The 18,815-nt window shown below is 54.0% G+C and carries 15 protein-coding genes; 11 read left to right on the plus strand and 4 right to left on the minus strand.

Annotated elements, in window-relative coordinates; genetic code table 11:
* Nucleotides 1-285 (plus strand): hypothetical protein (locus GX030_08060; protein NLV92331.1); only part of this gene is annotated, 285 nt, incomplete at its 5' end.
* Between the two features lie 144 nt (nt 286-429).
* Here GX030_08060 and GX030_08065 read toward each other — a convergent pair.
* Complete coding sequence (locus GX030_08065) at nt 430-2,649, minus strand: vitamin B12-dependent ribonucleotide reductase (protein NLV92332.1); 2,220 nt, start codon at nt 2,647-2,649, stop codon at nt 430-432.
* A 646-nt stretch (nt 2,650-3,295) separates the two neighbouring features.
* On the opposite strand from GX030_08065, the gene GX030_08070 reads away from it, so the two are divergent.
* The gene (locus GX030_08070; GenBank protein ID NLV92333.1) at nt 3,296-4,621 is read left to right on the plus strand and encodes a L,D-transpeptidase; all 1,326 of its coding nucleotides are present in this window, start codon (nt 3,296-3,298) and stop codon (nt 4,619-4,621) included.
* 76 nt (nt 4,622-4,697) lie between these two features.
* Here the strand turns inward: GX030_08070 and GX030_08075 are convergent, their stop codons facing one another.
* Nucleotides 4,698-5,711, minus strand: coding sequence for an S-layer homology domain-containing protein (locus GX030_08075; GenBank protein ID NLV92334.1), 1,014 nt, complete (start codon nt 5,709-5,711; stop codon nt 4,698-4,700).
* Between the two features lie 231 nt (nt 5,712-5,942).
* Between GX030_08075 and polA the strand changes: the two genes are divergently transcribed.
* The 9 genes from polA to GX030_08120 all read left to right on the plus strand — a co-directional run bounded on the left by polA (nt 5,943) and on the right by GX030_08120 (nt 16,532).
* A complete protein-coding gene (gene polA, locus GX030_08080; GenBank protein NLV92335.1) occupies nt 5,943-8,723 on the plus strand; it encodes a DNA polymerase I in 2,781 nt (926 codons plus the stop codon).
* Between the two features lie 11 nt (nt 8,724-8,734).
* Nucleotides 8,735-9,556 carry a bifunctional DNA-formamidopyrimidine glycosylase/DNA-(apurinic or apyrimidinic site) lyase gene (gene mutM, locus GX030_08085; protein ID NLV92336.1) on the plus strand — a complete coding sequence of 274 codons (822 nt, stop codon included), beginning with the start codon at nt 8,735-8,737 and terminating at the stop codon, nt 9,554-9,556.
* A 37-nt stretch (nt 9,557-9,593) separates the two neighbouring features.
* Entirely contained in the window at nt 9,594-10,211 is a 618-nt protein-coding gene (locus GX030_08090) for a dephospho-CoA kinase (GenBank protein ID NLV92337.1), read from the plus strand.
* Nucleotides 10,212-10,288: 77 nt separating this feature from the next.
* Complete coding sequence (locus GX030_08095) at nt 10,289-10,966, plus strand: lytic transglycosylase domain-containing protein (protein ID NLV92338.1); 678 nt, start codon at nt 10,289-10,291, stop codon at nt 10,964-10,966.
* 275 nt (nt 10,967-11,241) lie between these two features.
* Nucleotides 11,242-12,237, plus strand: a complete 996-nt coding sequence (locus tag GX030_08100; protein NLV92339.1) for an ABC transporter ATP-binding protein — start codon at nt 11,242-11,244, stop codon at nt 12,235-12,237.
* A complete protein-coding gene (locus tag GX030_08105; protein NLV92340.1) occupies nt 12,238-13,257 on the plus strand; it encodes a dipeptide ABC transporter ATP-binding protein in 1,020 nt (339 codons plus the stop codon). It begins immediately after the preceding gene.
* A gap of 31 nt (nt 13,258-13,288) precedes the next feature.
* Nucleotides 13,289-13,438 carry a six-cysteine peptide SCIFF gene (scfA, locus tag GX030_08110; protein NLV92341.1) on the plus strand — a complete coding sequence of 50 codons (150 nt, stop codon included), beginning with the start codon at nt 13,289-13,291 and terminating at the stop codon, nt 13,436-13,438.
* A 126-nt stretch (nt 13,439-13,564) separates the two neighbouring features.
* Nucleotides 13,565-14,941 (plus strand): thioether cross-link-forming SCIFF peptide maturase, encoded by a 1,377-nt coding sequence (scfB, locus tag GX030_08115; protein NLV92342.1) that lies wholly within the window; start codon nt 13,565-13,567, stop codon nt 14,939-14,941.
* A 94-nt stretch (nt 14,942-15,035) separates the two neighbouring features.
* Nucleotides 15,036-16,532: an alpha-N-arabinofuranosidase gene (locus GX030_08120; protein ID NLV92343.1), complete on the plus strand. Its 1,497-nt coding sequence runs from the start codon at nt 15,036-15,038 to the stop codon at nt 16,530-16,532.
* Between the two features lie 70 nt (nt 16,533-16,602).
* Here the strand turns inward: GX030_08120 and groL are convergent, their stop codons facing one another.
* Nucleotides 16,603-18,210 carry a chaperonin GroEL gene (gene groL, locus GX030_08125; protein NLV92344.1) on the minus strand — a complete coding sequence of 536 codons (1,608 nt, stop codon included), beginning with the start codon at nt 18,208-18,210 and terminating at the stop codon, nt 16,603-16,605.
* Nucleotides 18,211-18,366: 156 nt separating this feature from the next.
* A complete protein-coding gene (locus GX030_08130) occupies nt 18,367-18,648 on the minus strand; it encodes a co-chaperone GroES (GenBank protein ID NLV92345.1) in 282 nt (93 codons plus the stop codon).
* Nucleotides 18,649-18,815: the final 167 nt, after the last annotated feature.

An 18,815-nucleotide genomic window follows, 5' to 3' on the forward strand; every position in this document is an offset into this window, starting at 1 on the left:
AGCCGGCGCATCGAATTGGTGAACCGGTACCTGCGGGGATGGCTCGGATACTTCCGCATAGCCGACGCCAAAGGCCATCTGGAACGCATTACCGGCTGGCTCCGGAGGCGTCTGCGCATGTGTCTGTGGAAGCAGTGGAAGCGATGTGGCACCAGACTCCGCCACTTGCGGACCCTGGGGATTGCGGAAAACGAGGCCTGGAAGCTGGCTCGTTCTCGCAAAGGCTACTGGGCCCTATCCAACACGCCGCAACTAAATAGGCCTTGGACAACCAATACTGGCTGAACCAAGGCCTGATCGACTTGGTACCTACGTATCTTGCGAGCCGTTAGAGCTTACGCGAACCGCGCAGTACGGGACCGTACGCTGCGTGGTGTGAGAGGACGGCGGGGCGACCCCGCCTCCTACTCGATTGCTATCGCTAGTCTCTTAGCCGCACTTGGAATAACCGCATTGATGACAGGTGGAACATCCTTCCACGAACCGTAATGGTCCACCGCAGTCGGGACATTCCCCAACGGGCGCCGCCAGGTCAACGGCGGTGTGAATCTTGGTCGGCTCCTGTCCCGTGTTGCGCCAATGCAAGTACTGCTCCAAAGCAATGGCAATTCCATCGGGCCCAGACAGTACCATTCCTCCGTTAAACCAGACAGGAGTAGAGGAGCGGATGCCCCGCAGTTGTTTGATCAACTCCTCCGGTGGAATTCCGGCTCTCAAGCCAATGGAAATCAACCGCGCTATCGCCTCGTTGTTGGCAGCGGCATCACCACCGGATTTTCCCGTTTGGGCGAAAACTTCGCAGAGACCATACTCGTCCTCATTAATGGTGACGTACATATTTCCATGGGCCGTGGGAATACGGAGGGTTCGCCCCCATGTCGTTGCCGGACGGGGTCTGACTGTGGCCGTTGGCACACCCGGGGAATCCGCGGAGTCTGCCTGTGGCTCCGGAGCCTTGACGGTGAGCACCTGTCCCGACCGACTTCCATCCCGATAGACGGTGATGCCCTTGCAGTGCAGGTGATAGGCCTGCCAGTAGACTTTGGCCACGTCTTCGACGGTGGCACTGTTGGGCAGATTCACAGTCTTTGACACCGCGTTGTCAGTGTATTTCTGGAAGGCCGCCTGCATCCGCACATGGTATTCCGGGGAGATGTCGTGGGCAGTGACAAAGACCCGACGGACGTCCTCGGGAATCTCCTCGATGTGGGCTAGGCTTCCTTCCCGAGCAATCCTTTCCATTAATTCCTCGGAGTAAAAACCTCTTTCCCGGGCGACCTTCTCAAAGAGCGGGTTCACCTCAACCAGCCGATCGTTGTCCATGATGTTTCTGGTAAAGGCAATGGCAAACAACGGTTCAATTCCAGAGGAGGCACCGCAGATAATACTAATGGTTCCCGTGGGCGCAATGGTGGTGACGGTAGCGTTTCGCATGCCCGCAGCTCCTGGCTGATCGAAGACGCTCCCGGCAAAGTTGGGGAAGCTGCCCCGTAGCTCTGCCAATTTGGTGCTGGCCGCTCGTCCCTCTTGCTGAATGAAGCCCATCACCTTTTCCGCCATCGCAATCCCATCTTCGGAGTCATAGGGAATTCCCAGCTGGATGAGCATATCGGCAAAGCCCATTACCCCTAGACCAATCTTGCGATTGGCCTTGGTCATCTCTTCGATCTCCGGTAGGGGGTAGACATTGGCATCGATTACATTGTCCAAGAAGTGGACCGCGGTGTGAATCACTTCCCGCAGTTTGTCCCATTGCACTTCGCCATCAGCCACAAACTTGTTGAGGTTGATGGACCCTAGATTACAGCTCTCGTAGGGCAGTAGGGGCTGCTCACCGCAGGGATTGGTGGATTCAATTTCTCCCAACTTCGGTGTGGGGTTGTGTTCGTTGATCCGGTCCAGGAAGACAATTCCCGGTTCTCCGTTTTGCCACGCATGGTGTACAATCAGGTCAAAGACATCCCTTGCCGGCAGTTGTCCCATGGGCTCACCGGTGCGGGGGTTAATCAAGTCGTACGTTTCGTCGGCTTCCACTGCCGCCATGAAGCCCTCGGTGATTGCTACGGAGATGTTGAAGTTGGTTATCTCCTCGTTGTCTTGTTTGCACTTAATGAATTCCAGGATATCGGGGTGGTCGACGCGCAAAATCCCCATGTTGGCACCACGACGGGTACCACCTTGTTTCACCGCTTCCGTAGCGGCATTGAAAACCTTGAGGAAAGAAACGGGGCCACTGGCCACTCCGCCGGTGGAGCGCACCACATCATTTTGCGGACGCAGTCGAGAAAAAGAAAATCCCGTGCCCCCGCCGGATTTATGAATCAAGGCGGCATGCTTGACGGCATCAAAGATACCTTCCATGGAATCGGGAATCGGTAGAACAAAGCATGCCGATAATTGCTGTAGATCCCTGCCGGCATTCATTAGGGTCGGGGAGTTGGGTAAGAACTCCAGGTTATCCATAATTTGGTAAAAGCGCCGGCAAAGGTCCTCAACCTCTTGTGGATCGGCGCCATAGTGGGTAGCTTCCACTTCAGCTATGTTCCTGGCGACCCTTTCCAGCATTTGCTCTGGCGTCTCTTGCGTATCGCCGATCTTGGCAAGATACCTGCGTTCAAGAACAGTCCTGGCATTAGGTGTTAGTTCCAAGGAAAATCCCTCCTTACCACTGCTGTTGAGTGGAAAACAGTGGTTTGCATGTTACTTGAGAGATGCTCAGTTGATCTGCGGACCAGGCAACCCATTGGACGGGACAGCTACGTATTGCACCTGGCGTACTGTAAAGCTTCTTGTCACTATTTCGGGTCCGCATTCTAGGCACCCAGTCCTTTTCACTTCTCTTTTCCTCATAATCTCTCCTTTGAGTTAGATCGGGAATTTGGTTCTGCTATGTGCCACTTGATTAGTCAGCCGCTGACCGAGTCTATGCCTAGTCTGCGCTTCTGGCAGCAAGGGATAACTGGCTCGGCGAATCTCCTTGGGGCAAGTTCCGGAGTGACGTGATCTTGGTCCAATTGGCAGTTTGGGAGAAGCGAAAATGAAAACTATTAGCGTCAAGATCATAGCAATGGAATCCCGCGGGGTCAAGGGCGAATACCTCTAAGTTTTCAGGAATATAATCGAAACTAGTGCTGATTCCGACGGAGGTTGGTGAGGACAGATGGAGGGGAAGCTCTCTCTAGTGGGTTCCAAGGCTTTTCACCGCAGAACATTTCTTGGACTTGGCTGCCTTCTGGTGGTCCTGACCTGTCTGGTAGTTTCGCCTCGCTGTGTCCAGGCTCAGGAGAGCTACATCGTGATCAACATTCCCACTTTCACCTTGGCCCTCTATGAAAATAGCACTTTGGTAAGAACCTATCCCATTGCCGTTGGCAATCGATTTTCTCCCTCACGCATCGGCAAGACTGAGATTATTAATAAGGTAGTTAATCCCACCTACTATCCGCCCAACTGGTATGAAAAGGGACTGGAACCTATCCCCCCGGGACCAGACAATCCCGTGGGGACTCGGTGGTTGGGTTTGGGGTTTCCCGGCTATGGGATTCACGGCACCAATGCTCCCGGCTCCATCGGCAAGGACGTTTCCTTAGGGTGTATTCGGATGCACAATGCCGATGTCGAGGAGCTGGCCACCAGGGTAAGGATTGGCACCCCGGTTTACTTTGTCTATGAACCCATTGTGGTCAAGAGAGAGGTGCCCGGTTCTGACTACCTCATTGCCGTCTATCCTGACATCTACCAAAGGGGTGTTATTAGTTTAGAACATGCTTTGGAAATATTAGCCGAGGCCGGCGTGGAAGGCGACATTGATACCGCAGTGTTGGCGGAATTTCTCCACCTGGCCGACGGTAAGGATAAGCCTGTACCCTATCGGACCACCTTACGCTGGAAGGGCCAAGAATTGGGAAGAGCAGTGGTATTGGGGGAAGAAATCTATGTTTTGCCGGAGACTCTTAAGGATATCGTCAATTGGCGTGTGGACTCCTCGGTAGCTGGGGCTTCCCCCGTAGTTTTGCCTACCCGCAGATTGGCGGGACGCAATCATGTATTATCACAGGCTGCGGCTAACCATCTGGGAGCCATTGTTACCGGGGGAAAGGAAGGGGTGGAACTGACCACCATCACTGTAGCCGCAAAGGGTGAAGAGAAGGCTCTTTGGCCCCGGCTGGTTGATCGCGATCTGCTGGTGCCCGTTGAGGCCGCCGCCGCTTTAGTGGGTGCAAACGTGCGGGGTCAAGGTAGATCGCAGTACGGCCGGCTCCAGCGGGTAGCAGCTATGTTAGGAGCCCAGGCCCAGTGGCAGTGGCCCCAGGAAAAGGCGACCATCGCCTTTCCCACCGTCGAGCTGGAAGGCAATATCGTCGGGCATGGCCTGATTGGTTACGGTGAGATCTGGCTGCCTCTGAACCCAATCCGAGCACTATTGCCACAGCTTGAGATGAAGGTTCTTGGTGAGGTGGTTTGGTTGGAGCTTCAAGGGGGTGGGGCTGGATTTGCCGCCTGGAGACGCCAGGAACAGTTATATGTACCCTTCAGCAAAGTTGCCCCTTTGATGACCCACTGGATCTTTGCCTGGGATCCCAACCACAACCGGATCAAGCTTTGGCGGTGGGACAGGTGATTTGCGGTGGGGCCATGGAAAAGAAAGACCCCGGCAATAGGCCGGGGTTTGAGCTTTGGTGGAGAATAGTTTAGTGTTAGAGTAGGATCCCTGCCAGGAGTTTCTGGGTGATCTCCACTTGTCCATACTCCTGAACTGCCTGCCAATCCATATTGACAAGGGCTGTACTCAACTCCGGAGACAGATCGGCAACTTCACCGACGGCAGAGGCCAATCGGTCCTTGGCGGAACTGGCGAGACTTGCCCAATCTCGGGACAAGACGGCCTCAGCTTCCCAGGGGGCCAGCTGCATCGCCGTCAGACGGTCATACGCGCTGTACTGCAATCCTTGGGCTACCTTACCCCAATCTCCGCTCAAGACCGCCTGGATCTGGGTAGGAGTAAAGAGTTCCTGCGTCAGTTCCACGGCTGCATCGGTAACGGAATCGATGAGGTTGACCTGACCCCTGTCCAGTTGGGCTTGCTCCGTCGCCGGTGCCTCTACTTCACGACCTTCGGCAATGACGTAGGCGGTTTCCGCTCGAGTTGCCTTGGCGTTGGGTTTGAACTCAGGGAAGAAGTGTTCCGGGAGTAGGCCCAACTTCTCGGCGGCAAGGATATCTTCCGCGGCCCAAAATTCCGGTGTCACGTCAGAGAACTCTGGGGTCTCGGATAGGTCTAGCCCCTCAAGTTTGCCCTCTTGCTCCAGGGTCTTGGTCACCATGGACACCATTTCCGCTCGGGTAATGGCGACATCGGGGCGGAAGGTGCCATCGGTGTAACCAGCGGTCAAGTCGTTGCTGGTGACGGCATCCACATAGTACTTGGCCCAGTGTCCCTTGGTATCAGGGAAGGTACGGGATTCCTTGGCCTCAAGGTCATAGGCTTTAGTGAGCAGCTTGGCAAATTCGCCCCTGGTGACAGTATTGTCGGGTCTAAAAGCTTTGTCGGGATATCCGGAAATGATTTCATCGTGAACAAGATCTTCAATTTGGGGCTTTGCCCAGGACTGTGCAATGTCGGTGAGATCAGCGGCCATCGCGCCCAGGGCAGAACCAACCAAGATGACGGTGATGCCCAAGGCGATCATTAGCAATTGTTTTGTTTTCACTGCAGTCCTCCTCCCTTCTAAATCCGATAATTCCGGCTCTTACATGATATCATCGTCAGGAAGGGGAATCAGTAATGGCTTTTTGCCTGTCAAGGCAAGGACAGACATCCCGGGACAAGCTTGCCTTGGCAGGAGTGGACTAGCTAATCTGGAATGAAGTAGGATATGAATCCTGCAATGGCTTAAGCTAACGCTAGAGTCTGTTCTTGGGTTCAGTTATGGGGTGATATAATGACGAATCAAAGGAAAAAGGCCCTGTTGGTGGACGGTCATAGTCTGCTGCATCGCGCCTTTTACGCTTTGCCCACCTTGACTTCCAGTCAAGGTGAGTACACCAACGCAATCCTGGGCTTTACCATGATGCTGATGCGGTTGATTGAGGACGAAGAACCAGATTTCTTGGCCGTGGCCTTTGACGAAGCCGCGCCCACCTTCCGCCATCGCCAATTTGATGATTACAAGGCCCACCGTAAGCCCATGCCTGAGGAGCTCCGGCCCCAGGTAGATGGAGTGAGGGAAGTGGTGGATGGCTTTAACATACCGATTCTGTCCCTGGCCGGCTATGAAGCCGATGACGTCATTGGGACCGCAGCGGTGAAGGCCGAAGCAGCGGGGTACTTGACCTACATCGTTACCGGAGATCGCGATAGCCTGCAGTTGGTCAACGAGAACATCCATGCCCTGATCACCCGCCGGGGAATTCGAGATCTGGAGCACTATGACCCGCAGAAGGTGGTGGAGGAGTACGGGGTGACTCCCGCCCAGTTTGCGGAGTTAAAGGGATTGATGGGGGACAAGTCCGACAACATCCCCGGTGTTCCCGGAATTGGCCCGAAGACAGCAGCGAGACTGCTTCAGAGCTACGGTTCCATCGGCGGTATCTACGAGCACATCGATGACCTAAAGGGTAAGCAGAGGGAAAATCTCATCACCCACAAGGAGCAAGCCCAGCTGAGCCTCCAGTTGGCTATCATTGACTGTGATGTGCCCATTGACATCGACTTCTCCCGCTATCGGGCCAATGACTGGAACCTAGAGAAATTGCGGGATCTTTTTGTGCGGTATGAGTTTCGGCAGCTCCTGGACAAACTGGTAGCTAAGTTTCCCAATGAGGGGTTGGATCCAAGGACCCAGGAACCAGCGGTCGGTGAGAGCGATGATAGTGCCCAGTTATCCCTGGGTTTTGGGGAGGAAGAGGTCGCCTGGAAGTTTGAGGTTGCCAGCAGTCTTGAGGCTGCCAGGAATCTACTGGACAAGGTTGGTACCACCAAGGAGTTGTTGATCGATCTCTATCTCGATGGTGCCGATGCCATGTCTGGACAGGTATCGGCCATTGCCCTGGGGGTGGCTGGCGAAAGTATCCTTGTTTGCTTGGATAACAAGTTGCAGTCTAACTACAACTTGCCTGAAGGGGATTTAGTCCAGCTCCTGGAACCAGTGCTGGTCGATGAGTCCGTCACCAAGGTGGGATATGACCTCAAGCCCTTGGCAGTATGGTGCTTGCGGGTCGGTGGTTTTACACCCCAGGGGCTTTTTGATACTGCCTTAGCGGGGTACTTGTGTAACCCCTCCCAATCCTCCAAACAATTGGAGGACCTGGTGATGCAGTATTTCGATGAGTACGTGCCGCCCTTGACGGAGCTCACCGGTACCGGAGCCAGGGCCAAGGCCTTTGCTGACCTAGACCCCAGTCAATTGGCGGAGTTTGCCCTGCGCAGGCTAAAACACCTGACGCTTTTGCAGGAGCGATTGACGGACCAACTGACGCAAGATGACCTCCTGGAGTTGTTTGCCCAGTTGGAAACGCCGCTGATTTCCGTCTTGGCGAAGATGGAATGGCGAGGCGTGAGGGTTAACACCGAGGAATTGAAGTTTATTTCCGCAGAGTTTGGCCAGCGAGTAGAGCAGCTAACGGAGGAGATCTATCAGCTGGCGGGGGAGGAGTTTAATATCAACTCTCCTAAACAGCTGGGTCAGATCCTCTTCGACAAGCTGGGGTTACCGGTCTTGAAGAAGACTAAGTCAGGGCCATCAACCAGCGCAGAAGTGTTGGAACAGCTGGCAGAAGAGAATGAGATTGTAGCTAAGATCCTGGATTACCGACAGCTGGTGAAGCTCAAGAGCACCTATGTCGATGCCCTGGGACCCTTGGTCAACCCCCGTACCGGTCGCATCCACACCTCCTTTAATCAGATGGTTACGGCCACGGGGCGGCTGTCCAGCACCAACCCTAACCTGCAGAATATTCCCGTGCGTACTGAGGAAGGCCGGAGGATCAGGGCTGCCTTCACACCGGGCGGCGATGATTTAGTTATCCTCTCGGCGGACTACTCGCAAATCGAATTGCGGGTGTTGGCCCATATGAGCGGCGATGATAGTCTGATCGACGCCTTTATCAACGGACAGGACATCCACACCCGCACCGCGGCGGAGGTCTTTGGTTTGGAGCTTGACGAGGTTACCCCCAGGGAGCGGGAGGCTGCCAAGGCCATTAACTTCGGGATTGTCTATGGAATCAGCAGTTTTGGCTTGGCCAAGGGTACTGGCCTTTCCAGGCAGGAAGCCCAGCGGTACATTGACAGCTACTTTGACCGGTATCCCGGTGTCAAACACTATCTTGATTGGACGGTGGCAGAGGCTAGGGCCAAGGGATATGTGACCACCCTCTTTAATCGCCGACGATACTTGCCGGACATCACCAGTCGCAACTGGGCCCGCAGAAGTTTCGCTGAGCGTACGGCAATGAATACACCGATTCAAGGCTCGGCTGCGGACATCATCAAAATGGCGATGCTGGCCGTCGACGAGAAGTTGGATTCCCAGGGCTTGGAAGCTCGGTTGCTGCTGCAGGTGCACGACGAATTGGTGCTGGAGGTGCCCTGCCAGCAGGTGGAGGCGACGGCATCCCTGATCAAAGAGACGATGGAGTCGGTGGTCCAGTTGAGTGTGCCTTTGCAGGTGGATGTGAAAGTGGGAGCCAACTGGCGGGATACTAAGCCATTGAAGGGCTAGGGGGCAATTCAATGCCGGAACTACCTGAAGTAGAAACCGTTCGTCGCAGTCTTGCAAATCACATCATTGGCCAGCGCATTGCCCAGGTAGAGGTCTTAAGTTGGCGAGCAATTCGTCCCCGCACCGAGGCAGAGTTTGCCTCGGGCTTGCTGGGCAGGACCATAGTTGCGGTGGACAGAAGGGGCAAGTATCTAGAACTGACCCTAGATGATGGTTCTTGGCTGTTGATTCACTTAAGGATGACCGGTCAGCTGCTGGTGACCGACAAGGACCAGCCCCTGGCCAAGCACACCGCTGTGGTCTTTACCTTTGATTCAGGAAAGCAGCTGCGCTTTGTTGATCAGCGTAAGTTTGGTTTGCTGGAGCATATCAAAGACCGCTCCGAGGCTGCCAGGGGTTATCAGACCCTGGGGGTGGAACCAACTTCTTCAGAATTCACCGTTGATTATCTCAGGGAAGTCATGGCCCGTCGCACCGCCAAGGTCAAGGGGCTGCTGCTCAATCAAAGCTTGATTGCCGGTCTCGGCAATATCTACGCGGATGAGGCTCTGTTTCATGCCGGTATTCATCCCCAGCGTGAGGGGCGGTCCTTGACCGAGAAGGAACTGGAGGAGCTGCATAGGGCTATCGTCACCGTAATCGAAGAAGGAATTACCCATCGGGGAACGACAATTCGCAATTACGTCGATGGTTCCGGCAAGAGCGGCGGCTACCAGGAGAGACTGCAGGTCTATGGCAAGGAAGGAGACCCCTGTCCTCGGTGCAAAACTACCCTGCAGCGCGTGAAGGTCGCAGGCCGAAGCTCCTTTCATTGTCCCAATTGCCAGCGATAGCTAAAGTGAGGTCAAAGAGATTGTGGGGGATGTTAAGGTGTTAAGGGTGGGGCTTACCGGGGGCATCGCCTCGGGCAAATCTACTGTGACACGGATGTTGCGTAGTTTGGGTGCGGTAGTCTTGGATGCCGACCAGGCGGCACGAGAGGTAGTGGAACCCAAGCAGCCGGCGTGGCGGCGCATTCGCTCAGTTTTTGGTCCGGAGTTTTTCCACGCCGACGGTCAATTGGATCGCAAGAAACTAGGGGGACTGGTCTTTGCCGATGCCACCGCTCGCAGGCAGTTGGAGGAGATTATTCATCCCGAGGTTTTTGCTTTTCTGGAGCGACAGGTAGAGGAGTTGGCTGCCGCAGCCCAGCACCGATTGGTTTGTTTGGACATTCCTCTCCTTTTTGAGACGGGATATAACTCTCAGGTCGATGTGACGGTAGTGGTGTTTGTCGATGGTCAAACTCAGCTGCGGCGATTAATGGATCGGGATAATTTGAGTGAGCAGGAAGCCCAGGAGCGGATTGCCGCCCAGATGCCATTGTCGGAGAAGGCAAGGCTAGCCGATTATGTAATTGACAATAACGAAACCCTAGAGGCTACCCAACAGCAGGTCACTATTCTGTGGCAAAGGCTGTGCCAGAGGGCGGAGACCTTGGGAGTGTAACCTAAGTTTGCATGTACTGACAAAGGGGGGCATATCATAGGAAGGTAGGGAAGCTCATTGGATGGTGGGGAGGCCGGATGGTGTGGTTTAGCCGACGTATGATCACTATGGTAGCCTTGGTGCTGCTAATCATCGGCTTAGTGTACGCCGGTTTTAGTTGGAAGACTTTGGTTCGTGTGGTTTACCCAGTGGATCACGGCGAGATTATCAGTCGCTGCAGTGAGCAATACGGGCTCGATCCCTTCTTGATTACTGCCATCATTCTGATAGAAAGTGGTTTTCGGGAGGAATCCACCTCCAGTAAAGGGGCAGCGGGCTTGATGCAGGTGATGCCAGAGACGGCCAATTGGGTTGCCCAGCAGCAGGGACTGACTCTAGAGGGAAATGAAAGTCTGTACGAACCGGCGGTGAACATAGGAATCGGAAGCTGGTATCTAAATTCCCTCTATCAACAGTTTGGCAATTGGGTGGTGGTTTTGGCGGCATATAACGCCGGAAGGGGTAATGTACAGAAATGGCTGACAGAGTCGCTTTGGTCAGGGGAGCTGAGCACCGTCTCCGATATTCCCTTTCCCGAGACCCGCATCTATGTACAACGGGTGATTCGTGCCCATTGGTGGTATCATCGGATGTATGATAGTGACTGGGAAGTGGTCTTGGAAAAGGGTGCTAAGGCCAACCATCCCGTCGTGGAAGCCATCGGCGGAGTATTGCACCGAATTCAGCAGGTGGTATACTCCTTCGTGGAACGGTAATTCACAGATCTGCATATGTATGCAGCCACCCTTTCAGAAGGTTGCCAACCAAATGATTCTTCTTTATGGCAGGGGATTTGTTGTAGCCTATGGAATATACAACGACAACCCTGCCATTATCGATTTTTCTCCGCGATGAGAGGATGTTCCCGATAAAATCACGGCAAATTCTCGGCAAGAGAGGATTCTGCTGCAAGATTGTAGAATAAATCTTGTTATGGACTGGTTTACGAGGCGGGTTGTTCTTGTTATAGGGAAAAAGGAGGCGAAGATTGTTGGCGGAACGTTTGCTTGAGGTAAGAAACCTCAAAACGTACTTTTATACAGAGGACGGAGTTGTCCCCGCTGTCGATGGAGTGGACTTCAGCCTGGATAAGGGTACCACTCTCGGCATTGTCGGTGAATCCGGATCCGGCAAGAGTGTGACATCTCTGTCAGTGATGGGCCTTATCCCGAATCCGCCTGGCAAGATAGAAGCAGGAGAGATTATCTTCGAAGGCGAGGACCTTCTGAAGAAATCAGAGGCTGAGATGCGTAAGATCCGGGGAAATGATATTTCCATGATCTTCCAAGAGCCTATGACATCCCTGAACCCGGTGTTTACCATTGGCGATCAGATCATTGAAGCCATTGTCTTGCATCAGGGCTTGTCTAAGTCTGCGGCTAGGGAACAAGCGATTGAGATGTTGCGGTTAGTTGGTATTCCTTCGCCGGAACAGCGGGTGGATGAGTACCCTCACCAGCTCAGTGGTGGGATGAGACAAAGGGTAATGATTGCCATGGCTTTGTCTTGTAATCCCAAGTTATTGATTGCTGACGAGCCCACCACGGCATTGGACGTAACGATTCAAGCGCAGATTTTGGATTTAATGCGGAAGTTGAAGGATGAATTGGGCACCTCCATCATGTTGATTACCCATGACCTTGGCGTGGTCGCTGAGTTATGTGATGAGGTTGCTGTTATGTATGCCGGTAAAATCGTCGAGCGGGGAGATGTCAATACGATATTCTCCAATCCGACTCATCCATATACCTTGGGATTGCTAGGCTCGATCCCGAAGCTGAACGAGGAACGAGAGCGGCTGCAAGCCATTCCTGGCGTGGTCCCCAATCCAGCCTTTATGCCCGAGGGATGTCGATTCCACCCTCGCTGCAAGTATGCCACTGAGGAGTGTAAGCTGGCCATGCCGGAGTTGGTGGATGTAGGTGGCGACCACCAGGTGGCCTGTGTCCGCTACAAAGAGATAGAGTCCTTGAAGGAGGTGGGGTAGATGGCAGCGGTTAATGGCGAAACGCTACTAGAGGTAAAGGATCTAGTCAAACACTTCCCCATCACCAAGGGCGTGATCTTTTCCCGTCAGGTGGGTGCAGTGAAAGCCGTCGACGGAGTAACCTTTGACATCAAAGCCGGAGAGACCCTGGGTCTTGTGGGAGAATCTGGGTGTGGAAAGTCCACTACCGGTCGGCTGATTCTGCGACTGATTGAACCCACCTCAGGAGAGGTGCGATTCCAGGGCAAGGACGTTCTCAGCTTGGGTAGAGAGGAATTGCGGGCGATGCGTCGGGATATGCAGATTATTTTCCAGGATCCCTACGCTTCTCTGAACCCGAGAATGACCGTTGGTGATATCGTGGGAGAACCCTTGATGGTCCATGGGATCGCCAGGGGAGCGGAAAGAGATAAGCGGGTGCAAGAATTGTTGGAGGTCGTTGGACTTGCCTCCTATCATGCCAAACGGTACCCCCACGAGTTCAGCGGCGGGCAGCGACAGAGAATTGGAATTGCCCGGGCCTTGGCCGTTAATCCGAAGCTGATCATCTGTGACGAGCCAGTTTCGGCCTTGGACGTTTCGATTCAGGCCCAGGTCATCAACCTGATGCAGGACCTGCAGGAAGAATTTGGGTTGACCTACCTGTTTATCGCCCACGATTTGAGCGTGGTCAAGCATATTTCCGACCGTGTTGCCGTAATGTACTTGGGTAGGATTGTTGAGTTAACGGACAAGAAGTCCCTGTATGATAATCCTTTGCATCCCTACAGTCAGGCACTGTTGTCGGCCATTCCGATAGCAGATCCCCAGGCCAAGCGGGAACGGATTCTGCTGGAAGGCGATGTGCCTTCTCCCATCAATCCGCCGCCAGGCTGTTCCTTCCATACCCGATGCCCCTATGCCATGGACATCTGTAAGGTGAAGGAGCCGGTCTTTAAGGATTACGGCGATGGCCACTGGGCTGCTTGTCATTTGGTGGAGCAGCAGTTGAGTAAGGCTGCAGAAGAATTGCGTTCATAGGCTCATAAGTAACTGTCAAGGAGGAGTTAGTATGCAAACCAATCATTCCCACATCAGGACTCTAACCAGTACAAATCTTCTGAAGAAAACCGCGGGTTGCGGGCAATGCCATGCTGCATGTCAGTCAGCCTGCAAGACCTCTTGTACAGTAGGTAATATTCCTTGTGAGCAAGGGAAGTAGTGACGGATTGATAGGATTAGTCCTGAAAGACTCGCTCTCGAATCGGAGCGAGTCTTTCCTGTGATCCGCTAAATTTCGCTAGGGGGACGAGCCCTGGCGAGGATCGGGGGAAAGGCTGTGAAGAACTTGATTCATAGTTTTGAGTACAACGGACAGTATTATGTCGTCGATGGCGGCAGTGGGTCCATCCATGTTTGCGATGAACTGGCTTGGCAGGTGCTTAACCGGCTGCCGGGACCGGTGTCCACCTTGTCTGAAGCAGACCGGGAAGCTTTGATCCAAGAGTTTGCCGACGCTGAGGTGGAGGGGATCTTGGCGGATTTTCTGGTTCTGGAGGAGCAGGGGATGCTGTGGCATCCTGGCTACAGAGAAATCGCCCAGCAATATGTGTCCCAGCCTACCTATGTCAAGGCTTTGTGCCTGAATGTGTCCCACGACTGTAACCTGCGGTGCCAATATTGTTTTGCCGGCAAGGGCAGCTTTGGTGGTGAACGGATGAACATGAGCCAGGAGGTGGCCCACAAGGCTGTCGACTTCCTGCTAGAGGCTTCTGGACCCAAGACCGCCGTTGAGATCGACTTCTTCGGGGGGGAACCCCTGTTGAATATGGATGTTGTCCGCTCCACGGTGGAGTATGGGCGGGCCCAGGCAGCCAAGCTGGGTAAAGATATATCCTTTACCATCACCACCAATGGGGTCCTGCTTACCGATGAAATCATCAATTATCTGGATCGGGAAATGTACAATGTCGTTCTCAGCCTCGATGGTCGGCGAGAGGTTAACGACGAAATGCGACAAACCGTTAACGGGCGGGGTTCAGCCTACGACTTGGTTTTGCAGCCGATGCTGGAGATGGCCAAAAGGCGCGGCGACAAGCAGTACTATGTGCGGGGAACCTATACCCACTACAACACCGATTTTGCCCAGGATGTGATTCACCTGGCCCAGTTAGGGTTTGGCAGGATTTCCGTAGAACCGGTGGTTACCGATCCCGAAGATGATTATGCCCTCAAACCTGAAGACGTACCGGTTCTGGAGCAGCAGTACGAACTGCTGACAGAGGCATATCTTCAGGCCCATCGCGAGGGCCGTCCCTTTGACTTCTTCCATTTCAACCTTAATCTCGATGCCAGTCCCTGTCTTGCCAAGCGAGTGGCAGCCTGTGGGGCGGGACATGAATATTTGGCGGTGACGCCTCAGGGAGATATCTACCCCTGTCATCAGTTTGTGGGGCGGGATGAGTACCGGTTGGGGCATGTGTCCCAGGGAATAGTGCGCTCGGAGTTGGTGAGGCAATTTAAGGCGACTAACGTCTTTACCAAGGAAGAGTGTGAATCCTGTTGGGCCCAGCTCTTCTGCAGTGGTGGGTGCCATGCCAATAATGAAAAACTTGCCGGTAACATCAGTACACCCGATGAGATTGGCTGTCGTCTGATGCGAAAGCGGCTAGAGTGCGCGATTGTGGTGCAGGCGGAGTTGGCCAGTTCCACCACCGAAGGCTAAGGCTCTTGGCAGGAAAGACCTGGCTCTAGGCGAACCCCTGAGTAAAAACCTAGGGCTAGGAGGCGATTTGGTGGTAGATAAGCACTTGGCAAGGATGATCGTTGACAAGGACTTTGTAATCGGTCCCGTCGATCCCCGCTTGTACGGTGCCTTCATCGAGCATCTGGGCCGAGCAGTATATGGTGGGATTTATGATCCCGATCATCCCCAGGCCGATGAGCAGGGATGGCGCCGTGACGTTTTGGAACTAGTGAGAAGGTTACAGGTACCCGTTGTGCGCTATCCAGGAGGAAACTTTGTCTCTGGTTACAATTGGGAAGACGGCATTGGCCCCAAGGAGCAGCGTCCCCGCCGCTTGGAGTTGGCCTGGCGGACCATTGAAACCAACCAAGTGGGAGTCAATGAGTTTTGTGATTGGGCCAAGAGGGCCAATACCGAAGTAATGATGGCAGTGAACCTGGGTACCCGGGGAGTGGATGCCGCCCGCAATCTCGTGGAGTACTGTAACCATCCCCAGGGGACCTATTGGAGCGATCTGCGTCGGTCCCACGGTTACGAGGCTCCCCATAACATCAAACTGTGGTGCTTGGGTAACGAAATGGATGGACCATGGCAGATTGGACACAAGACCGCCGATGAGTACGGCCGCTTAGCCCAGGAAACCGCGAAGGTAATGAAGTGGGTTGACCCGGAGATTGAGCTGGTGGTCTGCGGCAGCTCCAATCGGGCGATGGCAACCTTTGCTGAGTGGGAAGCCACGGTCCTGGAGCATACCTACGATGAGGTAGATTACATTTCCCTGCATACCTACTACGGTAATCGGGACGATGATACCCCCAACTTCCTGGCTAGAAGCCTGGACATGGATGATTTCATCAAGTCGGTAATCGCCATTTGCGATTATGTCAAGGCGAAGAAGCGCAGCAAGAAAGTGATGCATCTGTCCTTTGACGAGTGGAATGTCTGGTACCACTCCAATGACCAGGATCGGGAAATTGAGCCCTGGTCCATAGCTCCGCCACAGCTGTGGGATATCTACAACATGGAAGATGCCCTCGTGGTGGGGTGCATGTTGATCACTTTGCTGCGACATGCCCATCGCGTAAAGATCGCCTGTCTGGCGCAGCTGGTCAATGTAATTGCTCCCATCATCGCCGAGGAGAATGGCCCGGCCTGGTGTCAGACGATTTACTATCCCTTCATGCACGCATCCTTGTACGGTCGGGGAGTGGTCCTCAATCCCATCGTCGACTGTGCCCGGTACGACAGTAAGGACTTCTGCGATGTTCCTTACCTGGAATCCATCGCTGTCCATGACGAATCTACATCCGCGTTGACCATCTTTGCTGTTAACCGCCACCTGGAGTCCCAGCTGCAGCTGCAAGCTGACATTCGGGGATTTGAAGGATATGAAGTTGTGGAGCATATTACCATGGCCCATGGTGATTTGAAGGCCGTCAACTCCGCGACCAATCCCAGGGAAGTGGCACCGACAACACAGGCCGGGGCTAAGGTAGTGGAGGGTCAGGTCCAGGCTGTACTTCCCAAGGCTTCTTGGAATGTGATTCGGTTGGCAAAGATTTCGCAGTAGAGAAAATAGGGCTGTTGCCGAAGAAACTCCCTTCAGCAACAGCCCTGCTTAATCTATCTTCCAGGGGAAATTAGTAGTCCATCGGTGGGGTTTCCACCGGTTTCTTTTTCTCTGGGATATCGGAGACCAGAGCTTCGGTGGTTAACATCATCCCGGCGATGCTGCCGGCATTTTGCAGTGCAGTTCTGGTCACCTTGGCTGGATCCATGATTCCCGCCTGGATCATGTCGGTGAACTCTTCCTTCATCACGTCAAAACCGATCCCGGGCCCTTTAGCCTTAACCTGTTCCACAATAATGGAGCCTTCAAAGCCGGCGTTGTTGGCGATTTGGCGCAGGGGTTCGCTCAAGGCAGCACGGACGATCTGCACTCCGATGGCCATGTCGCCTTCTAGGTCGAGTTTGTCTAGTTCGGGGATGACATTGACCAGGGCAGTACCGCCGCCGGGGACAATGCCTTCCTCGACTGCGGCTCTAGTGGCGTGGACAGAGTCTTCAATTCGATCCCGTTTTTCCTTCAATTCCGTCTCCGTGGCAGCACCAACGGAAATTACCGCCACCCCGCCGCTGAGCTTAGCCAATCGCTCCTGGAGTTTTTCCCGGTCATAATCGGAATCGGTGGTTTCGATTTCCCGCTTGAGGGATTCAATGCGTCCTTTGATTTGGTTGGCATCGCCTTTGCCTTCGATGATGGTGGTCTCATCCTTGCTCACCCGGACCAACCGAGCGGATCCCAGCATATCCAAGGTAACGTTCTCCAGCTTGATGCCAAGGTCCTCGGATACGAACTGAGCGCCGGTGAGGGTGGCAATATCCTCCATCATTGCCTTTCTGCGGTCACCAAAGCCCGGTGCCTTGACGGCACAGACGCTTAAGGTGCCGCGAATCTTGTTGACCACTAGGGTGGCCAGAGCCTCGGTTTCTACATCCTCACAGATAATCAATAGGGGTCGACCGGCTTGGAGTACGGCTTCCAAGACGGGAAGTAGATCTGCAACGGCAGTGATTTTCTTCTCGTGAACCAGGATGTAGGGCTCCTCCAAGGTAGCCTCCATTGTCTCGCTGTTGGTGACAAAGTAGGGGGAGATGTATCCTTGATCGAAGGCCATCCCTTCCACGCCTTCCACGGTAGTGCCGATTCCCTGGGATTCCTCCACGGTAATCACACCATCTTGGCCAACCTTTTCCATCGCCTCGGCCACTAGCTCTCCAATCTCAGGATCGTTGCCGGAAATAGCGGCGACATGGGCAATATGCTGTCGGCCTTCAACGGGAATCGCCATCTTCTCGATGCCTTCCACTGCCGCGGCGATCGCCTGGTCGATACCCCGGCGAATCAGCATCGGATTGGCTCCGGCAGCGACGTTCTTCATTCCCGCGGCAAAGATGGCTTGCGCCAATACCGTTGCCGTAGTGGTTCCGTCGCCGGCCACATCGTTGGTCTTGGTGGCCACCTCTCTAATCAGCTGCGCCCCCATGTTCTCGTAGGGATCCTTAAGCTCAATTTCCCGGGCCACGGTGACCCCGTCCTTGGTAACGATTGGAGAACCGAAATCTCGGCCGATCACCACGTTGCGGCCCTTGGGTCCCAGGGTGACCTTAACGGCATCGGCTACGGCATTAATACCTCTCTCAAGGGCTCTGCGAGCGTCTTCGTTAAAGGTAATTTGCTTTGCCATCAAAATCCCTCCTAGACAGTCTGAAATTTAGACATATGAAGAGTCTAGCCAGCCGTGAGCGGTCTCTGGTGGCGGCTGGAGCACAGTCACAGTCAATGGGATCGAGGGAATCCTGGTCTAGCGGTGATATGACCATTTCTGCAGTTCTAAGGAGATTTAGACAATGGCGAGGATATCCGATTCCCTGAGAATTAAGTACTCTTCACCCCGAAACTTCACCTCGGTGCCCCCATACTTGGCAAAGATCACCTGATCCTCTACCTTGACTTCCATGGGCGCCCGCTGGCCGTTGTCCAGCAATCGCCCGGGACCTACGGCAATCACCTTGCCCTGATGGGGTTTTTCTTTTGCTGTGTCCGGTAACAGAATTCCGCTTTCCGTTCTTTCCTCTTCTTCCATTACCTTGACAACAACCCGGTCTGCCAGTGGTCTTAGCATGGCAACATCCTCCTTCTTTGTTAGCACTCTCCGCTCGCGAGTGCTACTAGTTTCTAATATATCCATTTTTTTATCCAAGTCAAGAGATCTGGCTGCAGGATATCGGTCCTTCCGCTGCCTTTGTAGTCCAAAACTGGAGAAAATTGGGCATAAGGGGCCGGGCTTTG

It is taken from the genome of Bacillota bacterium (genome assembly GCA_012727955.1).
Lineage (GTDB): Bacteria > Bacillota > Limnochordia > DTU087 > JAAYGB01 > JAAYGB01.